The following is an 18,814-nucleotide window of genomic DNA, read 5'->3' as shown; positions in this document are numbered from 1 at the left end:
TTTGCAATGGCAGAGCAGGAATATTTTACCTGGGTGGACGCACAGGGAAGAATTCATAACTCACTGGTAAGCCGCGAACCAGAAGAGAAGAGTGACGCAGGCAAACAAAACGACGGTGTAAGTAAGCAAGTTCAGGATATTAAGAGCAAGGTTCCTTCCCTTTCTGCAGATAAAAATGAATACCTCACTGAAGAGCAGTTTGCGCAAAAGCTTGAGCAGGAAAAAGTCGACAATCCACCCTTCTTTACCTATGTCGATGAAGCCGGGCAGGTTCGGAACCAGGTCATTATTGACTCTCAGATTGAAGTTGAAGAACTCGATGCTCCTGTCAGTTACGATCACATCTACGCGCCTCCGTTCCGTGTTTCAGATAAGATGGCGAAGCAGTGCTGCAATCGATATCGTTCATACTTTAAAGAGAGAATTCCTGCAGAAAAATCCGTTCTGTTTTCTGGTTTTCTAAATACAATTCCGATTTCAACTCGATTCGGTCCTAAGCAGGCGTGGTATTTTAAACTTACCAATCCGTCTGACTTCCGGATTTTGCAGCTGAAACTGCGTCAGAATGATCAAATATCAACATCACCTATCGCCATGATTCTGGCTGATCGCCAGTTCGATGCGGTGTATTTCACACCCGAACTTTCAATGATATCGAACGACGGCAGTTGGTTCGGGCAACCTTCAAGAAATGCGTTGCTAAAAATAGACGACCCAGAAGTCATGTCGGTGATTGTTTATTTTCCTGAGAATGCTCCCGCTGGTGCCTCGCTGGAGGTAAACTGGTGGCATGGAAAAGCATCAGATTAATTTCAACACAGCCACGGTTCATCAACATGGCTGGACATTTCAGTATCCTGAGACACCATCAAATTCCGGCAACCGTCTGGTGTTACTGCATGGTGCCGGTGTGGCAGGGGAACTGACCTGGACATACATTTGTAACTACCTGAACCACTGGCAGGAGATTCTGGTGGTTGATCTTGCTGGCATGGGTCGTTCTGAATTTTTGACAGACGATGACATCGAAGTTGGCAGTTTTTCTCTGCAATTGATTGAGTTACTGGAGGCGCTGGATTGGCAGCAATTTGATATGGCTGGCTATTCTTTTGGTGGCTTGGTTGCTGTGGATTACCTGAGCCGTTTTTATCGATGTTCTTCTGGGAGAGATTTTGGTGGGCTACTTTTTCTGATCGAACCGGCAATGTTATTTTCCACAAAAATTGAAGATCTCAATTACAAGGCTCATGAATATGCTTCCATCGCTTTAGAAATAGCGAATGGAGAGACGCATGTCTCGGTATTCCGACGCTTCTTAGATTCCGTATCACCCAACAGAAAACCCAATAAAATCGCAGACGAATTAACCATGCAGCGGTTGTGTGAAAATGCGTCTGGTTTTGCAGCAGCATTAGCGGTTGTTGCAAAGAATCTGGTGGCCCGAGGGGAGGATTTTGTCGCTTGGCGTTCTCCTTTTTCGGGGATTAGCTTTGTTGGCGGATTGAGTCCTGATGTGATGAAAGTACGTCATCAACGATTGGTTGAACAGAGCCAGGACTGGCAATTGATCGAGGTGCCCAATTCCGACCATAGCCTGGTATTTACCAAGCCACGCACCATCGCCAGAGCAATGAATGCCAAGAAGGCAGAGCAGCCGTAGCTGCTCTTGTTGTTTTTAGCTTTGCAGCCGTCGTTGTAAGCCGGTTTCGGCCATAATACGGGTTGAGATTTCTTCAATCGATTTATCGGTGGTGCTGATGTACGGGATCTTCTCGCGTTCATATAAGAATTCCACCTCATCGACTTCGTGGTAGCACTGTTTGAGCGATGAGTAGCGGCTATTGGCGCGACGTTCTGTACGGATCGCGGCCAATCGGTCTGGATCAATGGTGAGTCCGAAAAGCTTGTGTTTATGTTGCGACAGGCTCTGGGGTAATTTCAGATCCAGCATGTCCTCTTCTGTGAGAGGGTAGTTTGCCGCTTTTATGCCAAACTGCATCGCCATATACAGGCTGGTCGGTGTCTTTCCGCAGCGAGAAACGCCAACCAGAATCACATCGGCATCCGCATAGTGGCGGGTACGGGCACCGTCATCATTATCAAGCGCGAAGTTCACAGCATCCATACGACTCAGGTAATCGTCGCTATCGGTTGGTGAATGGGATTTGCCAACGGTGTAGGACGATTTAACCGTCAGCTCACTTTCTAGTGGTGCCAGGAAGGCGGAGAAAATGTCCACTTTGAAGACATCCGCGGAATCAATGATCTTACGAATGTTTTTATCGACAATGGTGTCGAACACAATCGCAGAGTGGCCGCTTTCGTGTGCCTGATGATTGATCTGCTGAACCGCTTCGCGAGCTTTATCCTCTGAATCAATATAAGGCAGCGTAATTCGTTCGAATTCGATTTCTTCGAACTGGGACAACAGGCTGTTGCCCAGTGTCTCAGCAGTGATTCCGGTACCGTCGGAAATAAAGTAGGCGTAACGCTTCATGTGGAAATTTGTTCTTGCTGCACTTAGTATTAGCGAGCCGCCACTATAGGCTAATTGAAAAGCTGTGACAAAGTGTCGGGTTGAAAGCCGAATCCAGGCCTTAGCTGTTATTTGATTGGCCAAAAGCCAATCTACCCGTATAGGAGATATAAAGTTGACTGATTACGTACTCTGGTTCGATCAGGTGTCTATGGGCGATGTAGAACGGGTAGGGGGCAAAAATGCCTCTCTCGGGGAGATGATCAGTAACTTAACGAACGCCGGTGTGTCTGTGCCCAATGGCTTTGCGACGACTGCTGATGCGTATCGTGAATTTCTTAATTACGAAGGTCTGGATCAGAGAATTCAGGCTGAGCTGGACTCATTAGATGTCAATGATATTCCGGCATTAACCGAAATCGGTGCCAAAATCCGCAACTGGATTCTCGATGCACCACTGCCTCCTCAGCTAGAGGCCGATGTTCGTAAAACGTTTGCTGAATTACAAGAGGGTAATGAATCGATTGCTGTGGCTGTCCGTTCTTCTGCGACGGCGGAAGATTTACCAGATGCATCTTTTGCGGGTCAGCAGGAAACACACCTGAATATTGTCGGTATCGAAAACGTATTGCACGCCATCCGGGATGTTTTCGCTTCGCTCTTCAATGACCGAGCGATTGCTTACCGCGATCATCAGGGTTTTGATCATCATAAAGTGGCTCTATCCGCTGGTATCCAGCGTATGGTGCGCAGCGAAACAGCATCCAGTGGTGTGATGTTTACATTGGATACGGAATCCGGATTTGACCAGGTGGTATTTGTTACATCCTCCTATGGTTTGGGTGAAACTGTGGTTCAGGGTGCTGTTAACCCAGATGAATTCTATGTTCATAAAAACAATCTCAAAGAGGATCGGCCAGCGATTTTGCGCCGTAATCTGGGCGCTAAAGCGATTAAGATGGTTTATAACCCGGATGCGGCCGTTGGCAAGTCAGTTGAAACACAACGGGTCGACCGTGATTTACGACGCAGATTCTCGGTCACGGATGATGAAGTTGAGGCGTTGGCTCGACAGGCAATGATCATTGAGCAACATTATCAGCGTCCGATGGATATTGAGTGGGCAAAAGACGGTGATGACGGTCAGTTGTACATTGTTCAGGCTCGGCCTGAAACCGTAAAGAGTCGTGCCAGTAAAAATGTCATGGAGCGTTATCTGTTAAAAGAGACGGGAAAAGTACTGGTTGAAGGGCGCTCCATTGGTCATCGTATTGGTAAGGGCAAGGTGCGTGTGATCGAAAGCGTTGATCATATGGATCAGGTTGAAGAGGGTGATGTTCTGGTTGCAGACATGACCGACCCCGATTGGGAACCGGTGATGAAGCGCTCGTCAGCGATTGTGACTAATCGTGGTGGACGTACCTGTCACGCTGCGATTATTGCCCGTGAGCTCGGTATTCCTGCGGTTGTCGGTTGTGAGGACGCAACGGATTTATTAACCGATGGACAGGAGGTAACCGTTTCCTGCGCCGAGGGTGACACCGGATTTGTGTACGACGGCGCGCTTGATTTTGACGTCAAAACCAACAGCGTTGATTCAATGCCGGATTTGCCATTTAAAATTATGATGAATGTGGGCAATCCAGACAGGGCGTTTGATTTCCAGGGTTTACCGAATGAAGGGGTTGGGCTTGCACGTCTGGAATTTATTATTAATCGAATGATTGGTGTTCATCCCAAGGCGCTATTAAATTTCGATACACTGCCGGAAGAGGTCAAGCCTACGGTTGAACGCCGCATTTCTGGTTATGCCGGACCGGTTGATTTTTACGTTGATAAATTGGTTGAGGGGATTTCTACGCTGGCCGCAGCATTTTGGCCTAAACGAGTGATTGTACGTTTATCTGACTTTAAATCGAACGAATATGCCAACCTGATTGGTGGTCGCTTGTACGAACCGGAAGAAGAAAACCCAATGCTGGGCTTCCGTGGTGCTTCTCGTTATATCTCAAAAAACTTCCGCGATTGTTTCGAACTTGAGTGTCGCGCGATGCGTAACGTCCGCAATGATATGGGCTTCACCAACGTTGAGATCATGGTGCCGTTCGTTCGCACCCCTGGTGAAGCGGAGCAAGTGGTGAATTTGCTGGCAGAAAATGGGCTTAAGCGCGGAGAAAATGATCTCCGTCTGATTATGATGTGTGAGCTGCCTGCCAACGCTGTTTTAGCCGAACAGTTCCTGGAACATTTTGATGGTTTTTCTGTAGGTTCTAACGATTTAACTCAGCTCACGCTGGGTCTGGATCGCGACTCAGGTATTATCGCTCACCTGTTTGATGAGCGAAATCCAGCCATTCTGGCGTTACTTGAAAATGCGATTAATGCTTGTAAAAAAGCCGGCAAGTACATTGGCATTTGTGGTCAGGGTCCGTCCGATCATCCGGATTTTGCCAAGTGGCTGATGGAGCACGGCATCGATAGCGTGTCATTGAATCCGGACTCCGTAATGGATACCTGGTTCTTCCTGGCCGATAAACCACAACAATAATGGTCTCTCCCGGCTTTATGGATTGAAGTAGTTATTTAATGAAAAGTAGTAGTGCTTTATTCCCGGTGTCTTTGCTGCGAGCGGAGAACTGGGGAGACCTCAATGAAGATGTTTATCTTCTTAAACACAACCGCTGTGCAGATCACAGTGCTGAAGTGGCGCTTAGTCGTATCAGCTCGACTTGCGGAAGCTCCCGAACCAGGCCCCCGGTGGTTTTGGTTCACGGCAGTTTCAGTAATCGTGGTTTCTGGTTATCGGCAAAAGGCATTGGTCTGGCGAAGTACTTATTGGATGAAGGCTTTGATGTCTGGCTGTATGACCAGCGTGGGCACGGGTTATCTCCTCGCAATCAGGCATATCACAAGAATACCCTGGAACAATACGTTTTAGCTGACGTGTCTGCCATCAGTGAGTTCGTTCAGGAACAAACCGGCCAGAAGGTGAGTTGGCTTGGCCATTCTCTGGGGGGTGTCATCATTGCCAGCGCTGTTGCAGCGAATGTTCTCAATGATCGAAATTGTCGGTCTCTGGTGTTACTCGGTTCCCAGGCTGTTCGGCGTCCTTGGTATCTGTGGCTGCCGCTGTGTGGCCTGTTGTTGCGTCTGATCGTTTCGGTTAAAGGCGAGTTAGATGGTCGCCAGCTCAAGATTGGTCCCGAAAATGAGCCGGCGGGGTTGGTCAATGAATATCTTAAACGGCACGATTGGTTTGGCCGTTGGCAATTAAAGTCAACCCAGCAGAAGCTGCTTCCGGCCTGGAAAAAAGCCACGTTGCCGTTACTCTCCGTTGCGGCTTCTGCTGATACCTCTGATCCGGCAAAATATTGCAGACGCTTTTTCGATATGTACGGCGCAGAGAGTGTCTCAGATTCAGTGGCAAACGGAGTGGATAAAGAATATATATTGCTGGGTAAAGACCAGGGCTTTGATAAGGACTATGGACATGTCGATATGGTTGTTAGCAAAGAAGCTGTGATTGAAGTATGGCCAAAGATCAGTCGTTGGTTAAAAAAACGTTATGCATGAACAGCACAAAAAATCGGCTTTAGTCGTTGGTGCTACGGGCCTGATTGGCAGTGAACTATTGCGCTTGCTCGTAGACTCACAATATTACCAACAGATTATTGTCTTGGTACGCCGACCTGAAGCGGTAGCGGTTGAGTCTGACAAAATTACTATTCTCACTTTTGATACTGCTTTTAATGAAGCACTGCAAGGATATCCACCCATTGACGACTTTTACTGCGCGCTAGGCACTACGCAGAGAAAGTCTGGCAAGCGCGGTCTGCATTATGTCGACAAAGAGCTGGTTATAAATAGCGCAAAAATCGCTAAAAATAACGGCGCAACAACGGCTTCTATTGTCAGTGCCGTTGGTGTTTCAGCCGATTCGCCGTTTTTTTACAACCGTATAAAAGGTGAGATGGAGCAGGGTGTCGAGGCCCTTGGGTTTGAGAGATTAATTTTCTGGCAACCGTCTGTTTTAATTGGCGAGCGCGACGAGTTTCGTCTCGGTGAAGAAATTGCGGCTCGTCTTTTAGCATTTCCAGTATTTGGTAATTACCAGGCCCTGCCAGGTAAAAGAGTCGCTCGCGCCATGTTTACTGCTACCCCAAATTCGCATCCGGGTGTTGTACGCCATCGGGTGCGCGAAATTAAACAATTTTCCAACTAGTATCGTTAAATAAGGATCAGAAAATGACTGAATATGTAACTCCCGATCTGTGTGATGAATACCCGGAATTGATACAGGTTGTAGAGCCTATGTTCAACAACTATGGAGGTCGTGAATCGTTTGGTGGTCAAATCGTGACCGTTAAATGTTTCGAGGATAACTCCAAAGTAAAGGAATTAGTCGATACCAACGGCAAAGGTAAAGTAATGGTTGTGGATGGTGGTGCGTCAATGCGCCACGCGTTGTTGGGTGATATGCTCGCTGAAAAGGCATCTAAAAATGGCTGGGAAGGGATCATTATCTACGGCTGCATCCGTGATGTTGATGTCATCATGCAAACGGATTTAGGGGTTCAGGCGTTAGCGACTAACCCACTGAAAACCGCTAAACGTGGCCTGGGCGATGTTGATGTCAGCATTAAATTTGGTGGTGTTCAGTTTGTTCCAGGTCAATTTGTTTATGCAGATAATAATGGTGTGATCGTCTCCAGTGAAGCACTGAGCATGCCTGAATAATCCCATCTTCTGGTAGTTCTACCAGTACGGGTGACCAGGAAAACGTTCTGGTCACCAATCTACTTGATGATGCAGCGAATAAAAATGATGACTCAAAGCTGTTATGAATTTTGGGAATAAGTCCTTTCCAGTCATGCGTTTGACTGAAAATTGATCTGTTTTTTCTTTTTTGGCGATATTTACCAGTCAAAATCTCCGATTTGGCCATTTCAGGAAATAATAAGACCAGTATAGTGTTGCGCTTAAACGTCTGTGCTCATTCGTACCCGACATTATGAGTATTCACAAGATGGATAGACGCCATTATCATCTTTGCGCAATTTCCTTGTGAACTGAGCCCATACAACCGGTGAAAATTGAAACGTTACCATTTTTACCCATAGCAAATTGGCCGTAGTAAGCCCACTCAACGGAACGACACCTTAATGACAAAAAAAACAGCAAATCAAACCAAAAAGCCGCTGGCTTCTCTGGCTAACCCGTTTGACCAAAAAGAGGAAGTTGAGTTCGCGATTCCGGGACAGGCGTCCTACGAGCCTGGATTGTACGAAGAGAGCCTTAAAAAGGGCTATGAACTGATTCAGCGCCCACGCAAAGCAGCCGGTGTAAACGCCATAACCCGTCAGCACAGCAAAAAACGCATGACCATTTGGGAACGCATTGCGGTATTGACGGATGAGGACCCAACCGTTCTTTTTCAGAACTGGGGCAAAAACCTCGACGGTGCTTCGTTGGTAACTGCGGTTGTTAAGATAAATGGGCGCGATGTTGCTTTGTATGGACATGACTTTACTGTTCGTGCTGGTTCTATGGATGCCACTAACGGTAAGAAATTGGCGCGTTTATTTGAGCTGGCCGGCAAACGCCGCATTCCTCTGGTGGGCCTAAACGACAGTGCCGGTGCTTACGTGCCTGCTGGGGTGGGTGGTTTGGATGGCTACGCCGAAGCGTTTACTGCACTGCGAAAAATTTCCGGTGTAGTGCCCTCTGTCATGTGTATGTTTGGTTTTAACGCCGGAGGCGGTTCCTACTTACCGCGTCAGGGCAGTTTTCTGATTCAGCCTAACGATACCTTTTTTGGTTTAACCGGACCGGGCGTTGTGAAGTCGGTTTTGGGTGAAGATGTGACGCCTGACGAGCTTGGTGGTCCTGGAGTTCATAGCCAAAGTGGTGTCACTGATTTTGTCGTAAAAGATGAACTGTCTGCGCTGAAAAAGGTAAAGCAGCTGCTCAATTACCTGCCGGGTAATAACAGCGAGCTGGCGCCGTTTCAGCCAACCTCAGATCCTCTGGATCGTAAAACCTGGGACGTGGACATTCTGCTGAAGAAAGCGTTTAACGCTCCCACGGGGTTTAACACACCAATTGATGTAACCATCATGATCCAGCAATTATGCGACCATGGTGATTTTCTGGAAATTCAACCGGATCGCGCCCGCAACACAATCACTGCGCTGGGGCGTATGGGCGGTAACGTAATCGGTTTTGTTGCGAATAACTCGGCGGTAGCCTCAGGACAAATTGATATTGCCGCAGCTTACAAAAATGCGCGCTTTATCCGCTTCTGTAACCTTTACAACATTCCAGTGATTTTCATGGAAGACACTACGGGTTTCCTACCTGGCAAAGATCAGGAAAGCCAGGGGATTGTTCAGGCTGGTCGCGCCATGCTGGATGCCATTATTGATCTGCGCACCCCGCGCTTCCTGGTGATTATCCGTAACGCCTTTGGCGGCGCTTATGCGTCTTATAACAACTACCCGACGGGTGCGGATTTGGTTGTTGCATTGCCATCGACCCGCGCTGCTGTAATGGGACCGGCGGGCGTTGAGTTTGTTTATAAAAAAGAACTTCAGGAAATTCGTGGAGCGGTTAAAAACGGCTCTCAATCTGCTGCTTGGGCAAAAGAGCAGGAAGCCTTGTTGGCCAAGCGCTACGAAGAGGAATTAATGAACCCCAATGAAGCTCTGAGCCTAGGTTCGATCTCGCAAATTGTGATGCCAAGCGATTTGCGAAAAGTCCTGTGTGAAAACATGGATTTCCATCTGCGCCATTACACACCTGAACCCTTTACTTCGGTTCAGCGAGAGTTCCACTAGAACTCAGACGTAAAAGCACAGAGAAAAGAATTTAAAGCGATACGCTTACGGGATTTAGAAAAATGAGCAACGATTATTATCTGCACAATCCGCTGATTCACCAGGATCGTCAGCTGGCCGACGCCGCCACAGAATGGGTACAGAGCTTCAGCTGCACCGAGATGAGACCACTGATTATCTGTCGTGGGCCTATCCGTAAGGAGGCTATGGATGTGTTTGAGGAAATGGGTATCCAGCACTACGGTATCCTGCTGTCTGAAAAAGATTCCATTGTTTATCAGAACGCACTGGCGCCTGAACTGCGCAAGCTGACTGATCCTAATCGCGTTCACCGTGTTCCGGATTATACCGGCGTGGATAAGGAGGAGCGTGATGTTCGTATTAGACAGATTATTAATATTGCCAAAGAGAATGACTACAACGCTATTTACACCGGTTACGGCTTTATGGCCGAAGATGAAAACATGGTGTCAGCGATGGAGAAGGCGGGCCTGAACTTTATCGGTCCGTGTTCGCGAACGGTTCATGATGCGGGCCTTAAAGATGAAGCAAAACGCACGGCGTTAAAAGTTGGTGTCAGCGTGACGCCGGGCATCGATAATGCAACAGCGATCACGCTGTTGAAAAAGCACAGCGATGAAAAAGCATTGCTGGCTGTGGTTGCAAAAGAACAATTACCTCTCAATCAGGAAGCTTTTGACGCCGCGGAGACGCTGCTGAGCAAAGCCGACGTGGTCTTGGCAGCCTCTTATGACAAAGGCATCGACCTGTACACCATCGACGAACTGGCGGCGACTATCGCTGAGCAGGTGATTGTGATGGGGCGTGACTATCCACAAAACCGAATCCGGCTGAAATGCATCGGCGGTGGCGGTGGTAAGGGTCAGCGTATTCTGCCAAACCCATCATCGTTTGAGGGGGATCTCGACAGGCAATTGGCTCAGGTTGCCGAGCTGGCGCCATCTCTTGTCCTGGAAATCCTTAATGAAGTGAAAGCAACCGGTCATGGCGATAATAAAAATGTACTGATTGAGTTGAATATTGAAACCACCCGTCACCAGGAAATTCAGGTAATTGGTAATGGCGACTGGACCCTGGCAATGGGCGGTCGTGATTGCTCGCTGCAAATGCACGAACAGAAACTGTTAGAAGTTTCAGTGACGGTGGAAGATTTGGAAGCCGCACTCACTGAAGCGGTGAAAGACGGGCGGGATAATGAAGCTCAGATTCTTAAGCAGGACATTGAAACCCTGTTGGAAATGGAGCGTCAATCGGAAGTATTTGGTCAGGCTGTTGGTCTGGATAGCGTATCGACGTTTGAGTGTATCGTTGATCGTGACAAACATTTCTTTATGGAGATGAATACTCGAATTCAGGTCGAGCACCGTGTAACTGAACTGTGTTACGCACTGAAGTTTGTTAACCCGGACAACGAAAACGACTTCTTTATCGTTAATTCACTGGTTGAAGCCATGGTGTTACTGGCCGCTCATGGTCCGCGCTTACCGAAACCGAGTCGTGTTGTTCGCAACATCGCCTCGGTTGAGGCACGGCTCAATGCCACCAACCATGCGTTGGCTCCGCATGCCGGCGGTGTGATTGAACACTGGTCGGACGCCCGAGAGGGCGAAATTCGCGATGATCAGGGGATTTCGCTGCATAATCCGGACACCGATGTTTTTATGAAATACCATCTGGCCGGTGCCTATGACAGCAATATTGCACTGCTGCTGACCGTCGGTAATAAACGCCAGGACAGCTATGAGCGTATGGCTGAAATTCTTCGCACAACCGAGCTGCGGGGGAAAGACCTGGCGACCAATCTGGAGTTTCATTACGGCCTGGTCAACTGGTTTCTGGGTAACAACATCAATGCGCGTCCAACCACGCGTTATATCGTTCCTTACCTGACGGCGGTTGGTCTGCTGAAAGAAAAAGCTAATAACGTCGATCTCAGCCATGCCTACAAACAAGTGTGCAGCAAGGCAATGACCGGACTTCGCAGTAAGGATGAAAAGGCTGCAATGCAGCAGGTGCTGGCTCACAAGGAGCTGCTGTTGACCCGTCCGATCGAACGCTTATTTGCCGATCCGCATATTCTGTCTGGCTGGCTAAGCATCAATCAGAACCATTTTGAACAAAGCGACTCGGGCCAGATCCACTGGCTGACGAACCCGGTTTTGGTGCTGAAGGACACTTACCACTTCCTGAATATGGATTTCAATCCGGAAAGTCCGGCGTCGAGCATGATCTGGGATCATGATCATGAGGTACTGTCTCAGGCACTGGCTTTTTATGGCGAACTGGAAAGCCGCTTGGGTATTACTGACTTTGGTGAACTGAATGCCACTCTGGCAGCTAATTCGGTGCCGGAAGGGATTGATGCGGATCAGTGGGGAGCGATTCAGTCTGCCCATCTCGGTTATCAGGCGGGCTGTGACATTCTGTCTTTGTTGCCTTTTATTGGTTTCAGCACGCAGTTCTTTGAACTGAAGGTTAAAGAAGATCTGAGTATCGATATTCCTGAGCGTTTGCTGAATGAAGAACTACAGGCGCAAATGGCTAAGGTTCTGGTACCACCACCGGTTGCTAAAAGTGATGAAATTCTGGCCCCGACGGGCGGTATGTTCTATGCCTGCGAAGCACCAGGACTGCCTCCGTTTGTTGAGGTAGGTAGTCACTTTGAGGCGGGACAACCGCTCTACATTATTGAAGTGATGAAGATGTTTAACAAGGTAAATGCTCCGTTTGCAGGTACCATTGAAAAGATACTGGTGGACGAAGACGGCACTATTATCAGTAAAGGGCAGCCATTATTTAAGATCACACCGGATGAAATTGTGATTGAAGAAACAACCGAAGAAGTTCAGGCACGCATTGAAAAACAAACGGCTGAGTTTCTGTCGGCTATCAACTAATAGCCTGCCACGGCCTCTGCTTAATCGTGTCAGAGGCCTGGCATAATGATTAACGGGTGAGAGAGTTATGATTGTTGCTTTGGATCATATTGCAATCGCAGTACCGGACCTTGAGAAAGCCATCAAGCGTTTTATGGAGGACTTTGGGCTTCCATACAAAGGTCAGGAAGATGTGCCCGCGGCTAAAACCAGCACGGCATTCTTCCCGCTGCCTGAGACCAGTATTGAGTTGGTGCATCCACTGAACGGTGACGGTCCGATTCAAGGGTATCTGGATAAAAAGGGCGGCGGAATTCACCATTTGTGTTTTCGCAGCGATGATCTGGAAGCGGACGTTGTTCGCCTGAAAGAGAAAGGTTATCAGTTTTTATCGGATGAACCCTCCATCGGTGCGCACAATTGTAAGGTGATTTTTATCCACCCGAAAAGTTGTGATGGTGTCTTGATTGAATTAAATCAGCCGCAAGATTAACAAACTATTTGCGTTGCCAGAGCGGCGGTAAAAATCATAAAAACGATGCTCACGTATTGCCATAAGCGTTGTATTTCCCTGGTTTTGCCCTGTCCTGACTGCCTCAATCACGTTTTTGAGCGGATTGAGAAATATCAGATGTTAGGAAATTTCCATGACTGATAGTAAAAAGCCAACCCTGGAACAGTGGGAAGCACTAGCCACCAAACAAATGAAGGGGTTAACTCCGGAAGAAATGGCGTGGCACACGCCGGAAGATATTCCGATTAAAATTCTTTACACCAAAGATGATGTAAAGGAGTTGGAATACGCCGATACCATGCCGGGTTTGGCGCCCTATGTACGTGGTCCACAGGCGACGATGTATGCAGGCCGTCCATGGACCATTCGCCAATACGCGGGTTTCTCCACAGCAGAAGAATCTAACGCGTTTTATCGGAAAAATCTTAAGGCAGGTGCGCAGGGTGTATCGGTTGCTTTCGACCTGGCGACCCACCGTGGCTATGATTCCGATCATCCGCGTGTCACGGGTGATGTGGGTAAAGCCGGTGTTGCAATTGATTCAGTCGAAGATTCCAAAATCCTGTTTGATGGCATCCCGCTGGATAAAGTTTCGGTTTCCATGACCATGAATGGTGCGGTATTGCCGATTCTGGCGAACTATATTGTTGCTGCTGAAGAGCAGGGTGTGTCTCAGGATAAGCTCAGTGGCACGATTCAGAATGATATTCTGAAAGAATTTATGGTGCGTAACACTTATATTTATCCACCATCCCCATCGATGAAAATTATCGGCGATATCATTGCTTACACCTCGGAGCATATGCCGAAATTCAATTCCATCTCAATTTCTGGCTACCATATTCAGGAAGCGGGTGCCGATGCCGCACTCGAGCTGGCGTATACCCTGAGTGACGGTCGTGAATATGTACGTACCGCGATTGCAGCGGGCTTGGATGTGGATGCTTTTGCGCCGCGCTTGTCGTTCTTTTGGGGCATTTCCATGAACTTTTATATGGAGATTGCCAAGCTGCGTGCCGGACGTTTGCTGTGGGATCGGATTATGAAGGAGTTTAATCCTCAGAATCCTAAGTCTTCGATGTTGCGTACTCACTCGCAAACATCTGGTTGGTCTTTGACTGAGCAGGATCCATACAACAACGTGGTGCGTACTACGATTGAGGCCATGGCGGCAGTATTTGGCGGTACTCAGTCTCTGCACACCAACGCACTGGATGAAGCCGTTGCGCTGCCAACCGAATTCTCTGCACGTATTGCCCGTAATACCCAGATTATTATTCAGGAAGAAACCGGTATTCGTCAGGTGGTTGATCCGTGGGGCGGCTCTTACATGATGGAAAGCCTGACCCAGCAAATCGCCGATAAAGCCTGGGAGTTAATCGAAGAGATTGAATCCAAAGGAGGCATGGCGAAAGCGATTGAAGAAGGTCTGCCGAAGCTGCGCATTGAAGAATCTGCAGCGAAAAAACAAGCACGTATTGACCGCGGTGAAGACGTGATCGTTGGTGTTAATAAATACGAACTCGAGAAAGAAGACGACCTGGAAATTCTCGAGGTCGATAACATGGCAGTGCGTGAGTCTCAGATTAAACGTCTGGAAGAAATCCGTGCAACCCGTGACACGGACGCGGTAAATGCTGCGCTGGCTGCGATTACCGCTTGTGCGAAAAGTGGTGAAGGCAATCTGCTCGATCTCGCAGTAAAAGCAGCGCGTCTGCGTGCAACGGTGGGTGAGATTTCTGACGCGATGGAAGAAGAATTTGGTCGTTTCCAAGCGGAAGCTCGCACCATCTCTGGCATTTATGGCGCACCTTACGAAAATGATGCGGACTGGCAGTCAATTAAAGCGGATATTGAAAGCTTTGAAGGCGCTCATGGTCGTCGCCCTCGTATGCTGGTGTGTAAGATGGGGCAGGACGGTCACGACCGTGGCGCCAAGGTAATCGCAACTGCATTTGCGGATGTGGGTTTTGATATTGATTTGTCACCGATGTTCTCCACACCGGAGGAAGTTGCTAAGCAAGCGATTGAAAACGATGTGCACGTGGTTGGTGTATCTTCCCAGGCAGCAGGTCATAAAACTCTGGTTCCGGCATTGATTGAGGAGCTGAAGAAGCAGGGCGCAGATGACATTATCGTGGTTGCTGGCGGCGTCATTCCGAAGCAGGATTATGATTATCTGTGGGAATCGGGTGTTAAAGGTATCTTTGGTCCGGGGACCAAAATCCCGGTAAGTGCGCGCCAGGTACTGGATGCTATTACCGAAGCGCAGAGCTAAACCCGCGTTTCGGATAATACAAACAGAAGAATCGATTGTTTTTCAAAGCAGCAACAAGAGGTTGCGCTAGCCCGGCAGGCGCAGAAATGTGCTTTCGCCACAGCGGCTGAAAAACAATCGGTTTTTCAGTTTTGGGCTGTCGAACTTCCAACGCATAACTTTGGTTCGGAACGCCATAAATACATCCATGCAGGCTCGGCGATTGCTTCCATTCCATCGCACGCTCTCAGCCAAAGTCATCCGATGGAAATTCTTTGGAAAAGACGAAATGATTGATTTAGAAAAACTAACATCCGGTAATCGCAGAGCTTTGGCGAAAGCCATTACACTGGTTGAAAGTAAACTCGATAGCCATCGCGAGCAAGCACAGGGCATTCTGAATCAGTTACTGCCGGATACAGGCAAATCCATTCGTATCGGAATTACGGGTATTCCCGGCGTCGGGAAATCTACTTTTATCGAAGCCTTCGGCCTGTATTTAATTGAGCAGGGCAAAAAGGTGGCGGTACTGGCGGTTGACCCAAGCTCGCCACTGCGTGGTGGCAGTATTCTCGGTGACAAGACCCGAATGGAATTGTTATCCCGCGAAGAAAATGCATTTATTCGTCCATCGCCAAGCGAAGGTGCATTAGGTGGTGTTGCTCAAAAAACCCGTGAAACCATGCTGTTGTGTGAAGCGGCAGGTTACGATGTGATTCTGGTTGAAACAGTTGGAGTAGGGCAGTCGGAGTATGAGGTTGCTGCTATGGTTGACTTCTTTCTGGTATTGATGCTGCCAAATGCTGGTGATGAGTTACAGGGTATTAAACGTGGCATTATGGAATTAGCGGATGCTTTGGTGATTAACAAAGCCGACGGTGAAAGTATTAACCTTGCCAAGCAAACTCAAGGACATTACCAAAATGCCCTTCATTTGATGAGAAACTCCAGCTTCTGGAATCCGCAAGTGAAAACCTGTTCGGCACTGAAGAAAGAGCGTATTTATGATGTCTGGCAAATGATTAAAGAGTATCAGACAGCGGCAATTGAATGCGTTAATGCCGGTATTTCTGCCTTTGACGAAAAACGCGCACGCCAGAACAGTGAGTGGCTGAAGAAATTAATTCATGAGATGTTAGAACTTCGACTAAGGCAAAATCCGCAAGTACAGCAGAAAATGCCGGAGCTGGAGGATCAGGTGTTGAATAATCAGACAACGCCCTACAATGCCGCTCAGAAAATTATCGACCTTTTATAGAATTGTTTGTACTCGACTACCGAAGGTCTTTTCGCCACGCTAGAAATACGCCCTGTGCGCTCGGGTAACGCCCCCCTGAATTGCATAGCCCTGAAAAACTATCTCCAGCCAAGTGCTTAGATAAATTGAATCACAGATTAAAAATGAATACTGATATCAGCCAGAAGCTAAAAGATTTTTTTGTAGAACACCTGCCGATTACCCAGTTTATGGGCTTAGAAGTCGAATCTTACGATGGAGAACAGCTTGTATTAACGGCGCCATTAGGTCCGAATATCAATGATAAACAAACCGCATTTGGTGGCAGCTTATATAATGCTGCGGTTATGGCTTGCTGGGGTTTCGCTTATTTGAAAACTCAGGAGCGCGGACTGGTGTGCAATCAGGTTGTGGCAGGTGGTGATATAAAATATATTGCGCCAGTTACCGGTAAGATTCGAGCAGTGTGCAGAAATCCCGGAGACGATGTGATTACCCGTTTTATTGAACATTTTGACCGTAAAGGAAGAGCAAAAATATCGTTAGCGGCTGAAATTACCACTAACGGTGAAGCCGACGGCGATGTTGCGGTTTCTTTTTCGGGACAATATGCGATTCTGGCTCAATAATCAGCCAGAATCGCATATTTAGACTTATTCACCGATTAAAGGGTGAACTTGTTAACCAGGGTGCGCAATTCATTACCCAGAGACTTAAGGTTGCGGCTGGTAGAATCTGCTGAGTGAGCCTGGGCGATGCATTGATGTGACAGCTCATTCACTGCAGCAATGTTGCGATGTATTTCTTCCGAGGCTGTCCCTTGTTCTTTGGATGCTGTGGCGACCTGGGCATTCATCTCGTTAATGTTCTGAATGCTTTCAGAAATAGCATCCAGAATAGAACCGGATTCCTCTACTTTAGTAATACCCGATTGTGCTCGCTCTCTGGAGCTCAACACAGTTTTTACGACTTCTTCGGTGCCTCGCTTAAACTGAGCAATATTATCCCGAATGGACTCCGTCGATTCCTGAGTTCGGCTCGCAAGCGTGCGCACTTCATCGGCGACCACAGCGAATCCTCTGCCTTGCTCTCCCGCGCGCGCTGCCTCAATGGCAGCATTCAATGCCAGTAAGTTGGTTTGCTCGGCTATCGAACTGATGGTCGATAATATTTCTCCAATGTTTTCGCTGTTTTTCTGTAATTCCTCAATCGCCTGGCTGGCTTCATACACTTCGTTATTTAGCAGGCTGATTTCATTCCTGGCTGCACCGGCTGTTTCTTTCCCCCTGTTGATTTCACCAGAGACTTTACCCACAGCTTCTGAGGCGAGATTCGCATTGTCAGCAATACTGGAAATGGTCTCCGTCATCTGATTGATTGCGATGACGGCTTGCTCGATCTCATGCTGCTGTTGTTCGCTGGCACTACCGACATTGTGTGTCATGGTGACCAGTTCAGAGGAGCAGTCGGATAAGTGGTCAGAGGTGTCATGAACCTGAGTGATCGTTTCTTTAAGACTACCCATCAGAGAGTCAAAGGATTTTGCCAGGCTACCAACCTCGTCTCTGGATGAAAATCGCAGTGGGGTGCTCAGATCCAGCGTTGAAGCAATTCGGTGAATCTTTTCCGTTATTTTGCTGACGGGTAAATAGATGGCCCGAGAGACCAGCAGAATCGATATTGCAACTATAAGAATAATAGCGATGATCAGTGCCATCAGAGTTGAGGAAGCCTGAGAAACTTCGGTGCTGATAGTGGCATTAATGACTTCATCAAAATGCTTCAATGTTGCTTTGGATTTTTCTGATTGATTGCGCAGTCTACCCAGAATGCCATCACTGTTCGTCAGACCAATTTGCTGCTCCTTGGTAACCAGTGCTTTGAAATCACGTTGATAGTTATCAAGCTTTTGCCTGATCTCAGGCTCTGAAACCAAAAAAAGAGCAGAGAGTGTCTGATTAAACTTAGCGATGTTCGCATCGAATTTGGACAGGTATTTCATGTCCCGTCTGAGCATAAAATCTTTCTCATTACGTCGTAACATCAGCATATGAAACAGTAATTCATATTCCTGTTGCGCTTTCGCCAGTGTTTCAACTTCGTGTACGGCATTGCGTAATGATCCGTAGAGTCCTGTTTTGGGTGTCAGGCCGACATCGGTCTGAGTCGTCGTCAACTCGTCAAACAGAGTGCGGTAGTCCTGTATCTCTTCGGTAACGGGTCTTACAAGAGTTGCATCGAGATTGTTATCAGCCAATGTTGCGTGTAAGGATTCAAGGCTCATTTCCAGCTGATCTTCAGAGGCCCTGAAGTTGTCGATATCTGCCGCTTGCTTGTAGAGCAAAAAGTTCTTTTCGATTTGCTGCAACTGGCTGAAGTCACTGTTGACCTGCTGCAGGATCAGTGTGATCTTGCGCAGAGATTCCAGATGGGAAAGTCGATTGACTGAGAATATGGCCGTAACAATCAGTCCGGTTACAACCAGCGCGAGTATCAATAAATGTTTGCTACGAATTGACAAATTGCTGAAAAACACCATTTCCCTACCTGCCGTTAATAGATACAACCGCAGTATAGATAATCTCGGCGAAACTGCA

Annotated in this window: 15 protein-coding genes; 12 read left to right on the top strand and 3 right to left on the bottom strand. The window is 47.8% G+C overall.

Features of this window, described 5'->3' with window-relative positions:
- The first annotated feature begins 6 nt into the window (after positions 1-6).
- A complete protein-coding gene (locus MK185_05040; GenBank protein MCH2039976.1) occupies positions 7-810 on the top strand; it encodes a hypothetical protein in 804 nt (267 codons plus the stop codon).
- Positions 791-1,660 carry an alpha/beta hydrolase gene (locus tag MK185_05035; GenBank protein ID MCH2039975.1) on the top strand — a complete coding sequence of 290 codons (870 nt, stop codon included), beginning with the start codon at positions 791-793 and terminating at the stop codon, positions 1,658-1,660. Before MK185_05040 ends, MK185_05035 begins: the two co-directional genes overlap by 20 nt.
- Positions 1,661-1,675: 15 nt before the next feature.
- Here the strand turns inward: MK185_05035 and MK185_05030 are convergent, their stop codons facing one another.
- Positions 1,676-2,497 carry a kinase/pyrophosphorylase gene (locus MK185_05030; protein ID MCH2039974.1) on the bottom strand — a complete coding sequence of 274 codons (822 nt, stop codon included), beginning with the start codon at positions 2,495-2,497 and terminating at the stop codon, positions 1,676-1,678.
- Between the two features lie 154 nt (positions 2,498-2,651).
- Here MK185_05030 and ppsA point away from each other — a divergent pair, with 154 nt between their 5' ends.
- The 8 genes from ppsA (at position 2,652) to scpA (ending at position 15,001) form a co-directional block, all read left to right on the top strand.
- Positions 2,652-5,024 (top strand): phosphoenolpyruvate synthase, encoded by a 2,373-nt coding sequence (gene ppsA / locus MK185_05025; GenBank protein MCH2039973.1) that lies wholly within the window; start codon positions 2,652-2,654, stop codon positions 5,022-5,024.
- A gap of 38 nt (positions 5,025-5,062) precedes the next feature.
- Positions 5,063-6,049 carry a lysophospholipase gene (locus MK185_05020; GenBank protein ID MCH2039972.1) on the top strand — a complete coding sequence of 329 codons (987 nt, stop codon included), beginning with the start codon at positions 5,063-5,065 and terminating at the stop codon, positions 6,047-6,049.
- Complete coding sequence (locus MK185_05015) at positions 6,042-6,698, top strand: NAD(P)H-binding protein (GenBank protein ID MCH2039971.1); 657 nt, start codon at positions 6,042-6,044, stop codon at positions 6,696-6,698. Before MK185_05020 ends, MK185_05015 begins: the two co-directional genes overlap by 8 nt.
- A 23-nt stretch (positions 6,699-6,721) precedes the next feature.
- Positions 6,722-7,213 carry a ribonuclease E activity regulator RraA gene (gene rraA / locus MK185_05010; GenBank protein ID MCH2039970.1) on the top strand — a complete coding sequence of 164 codons (492 nt, stop codon included), beginning with the start codon at positions 6,722-6,724 and terminating at the stop codon, positions 7,211-7,213.
- Positions 7,214-7,638: 425 nt separating this feature from the next.
- Positions 7,639-9,312 (top strand): hypothetical protein, encoded by a 1,674-nt coding sequence (locus tag MK185_05005; GenBank protein ID MCH2039969.1) that lies wholly within the window; start codon positions 7,639-7,641, stop codon positions 9,310-9,312.
- 62 nt (positions 9,313-9,374) lie between these two features.
- Entirely contained in the window at positions 9,375-12,230 is a 2,856-nt protein-coding gene (locus MK185_05000) for a hypothetical protein (protein MCH2039968.1), read from the top strand.
- A gap of 67 nt (positions 12,231-12,297) precedes the next feature.
- On the top strand, positions 12,298-12,702 hold the full coding sequence (gene mce, locus MK185_04995; GenBank protein MCH2039967.1) for a methylmalonyl-CoA epimerase: 405 nt from the start codon (positions 12,298-12,300) through the stop codon (positions 12,700-12,702).
- Between the two features lie 154 nt (positions 12,703-12,856).
- Positions 12,857-15,001, top strand: a complete 2,145-nt coding sequence (gene scpA / locus MK185_04990) for a methylmalonyl-CoA mutase (GenBank protein ID MCH2039966.1) — start codon at positions 12,857-12,859, stop codon at positions 14,999-15,001.
- On the opposite strand, the gene MK185_04985 is transcribed toward scpA, so the two are convergent.
- Positions 14,982-15,218, bottom strand: coding sequence for a hypothetical protein (locus MK185_04985; GenBank protein MCH2039965.1), 237 nt, complete (start codon positions 15,216-15,218; stop codon positions 14,982-14,984). The genes scpA and MK185_04985 overlap by 20 nt on opposite strands.
- A 51-nt stretch (positions 15,219-15,269) precedes the next feature.
- Here MK185_04985 and meaB point away from each other — a divergent pair, with 51 nt between their 5' ends.
- Together meaB and MK185_04975 are read left to right on the top strand one after the other, a co-directional pair.
- Positions 15,270-16,238 carry a methylmalonyl Co-A mutase-associated GTPase MeaB gene (meaB, locus tag MK185_04980; protein MCH2039964.1) on the top strand — a complete coding sequence of 323 codons (969 nt, stop codon included), beginning with the start codon at positions 15,270-15,272 and terminating at the stop codon, positions 16,236-16,238.
- An 80-nt stretch (positions 16,239-16,318) separates the two neighbouring features.
- Complete coding sequence (locus tag MK185_04975; GenBank protein ID MCH2039963.1) at positions 16,319-16,846, top strand: thioesterase domain-containing protein; 528 nt, start codon at positions 16,319-16,321, stop codon at positions 16,844-16,846.
- A gap of 35 nt (positions 16,847-16,881) precedes the next feature.
- Here MK185_04975 and MK185_04970 read toward each other — a convergent pair whose 3' ends face one another.
- Positions 16,882-18,756, bottom strand: coding sequence for a methyl-accepting chemotaxis protein (locus tag MK185_04970; protein MCH2039962.1), 1,875 nt, complete (start codon positions 18,754-18,756; stop codon positions 16,882-16,884).
- Positions 18,757-18,814 lie beyond the last annotated feature (58 nt).

It is taken from the genome of Saccharospirillaceae bacterium, assembly GCA_022448365.1.
Lineage (GTDB): Bacteria > Pseudomonadota > Gammaproteobacteria > Pseudomonadales > Oceanobacteraceae > Bacterioplanoides.
The sequence above is the reverse complement of the archived record's forward strand: the minus strand, read 5'-3'. Positions and strand labels throughout refer to the sequence as shown.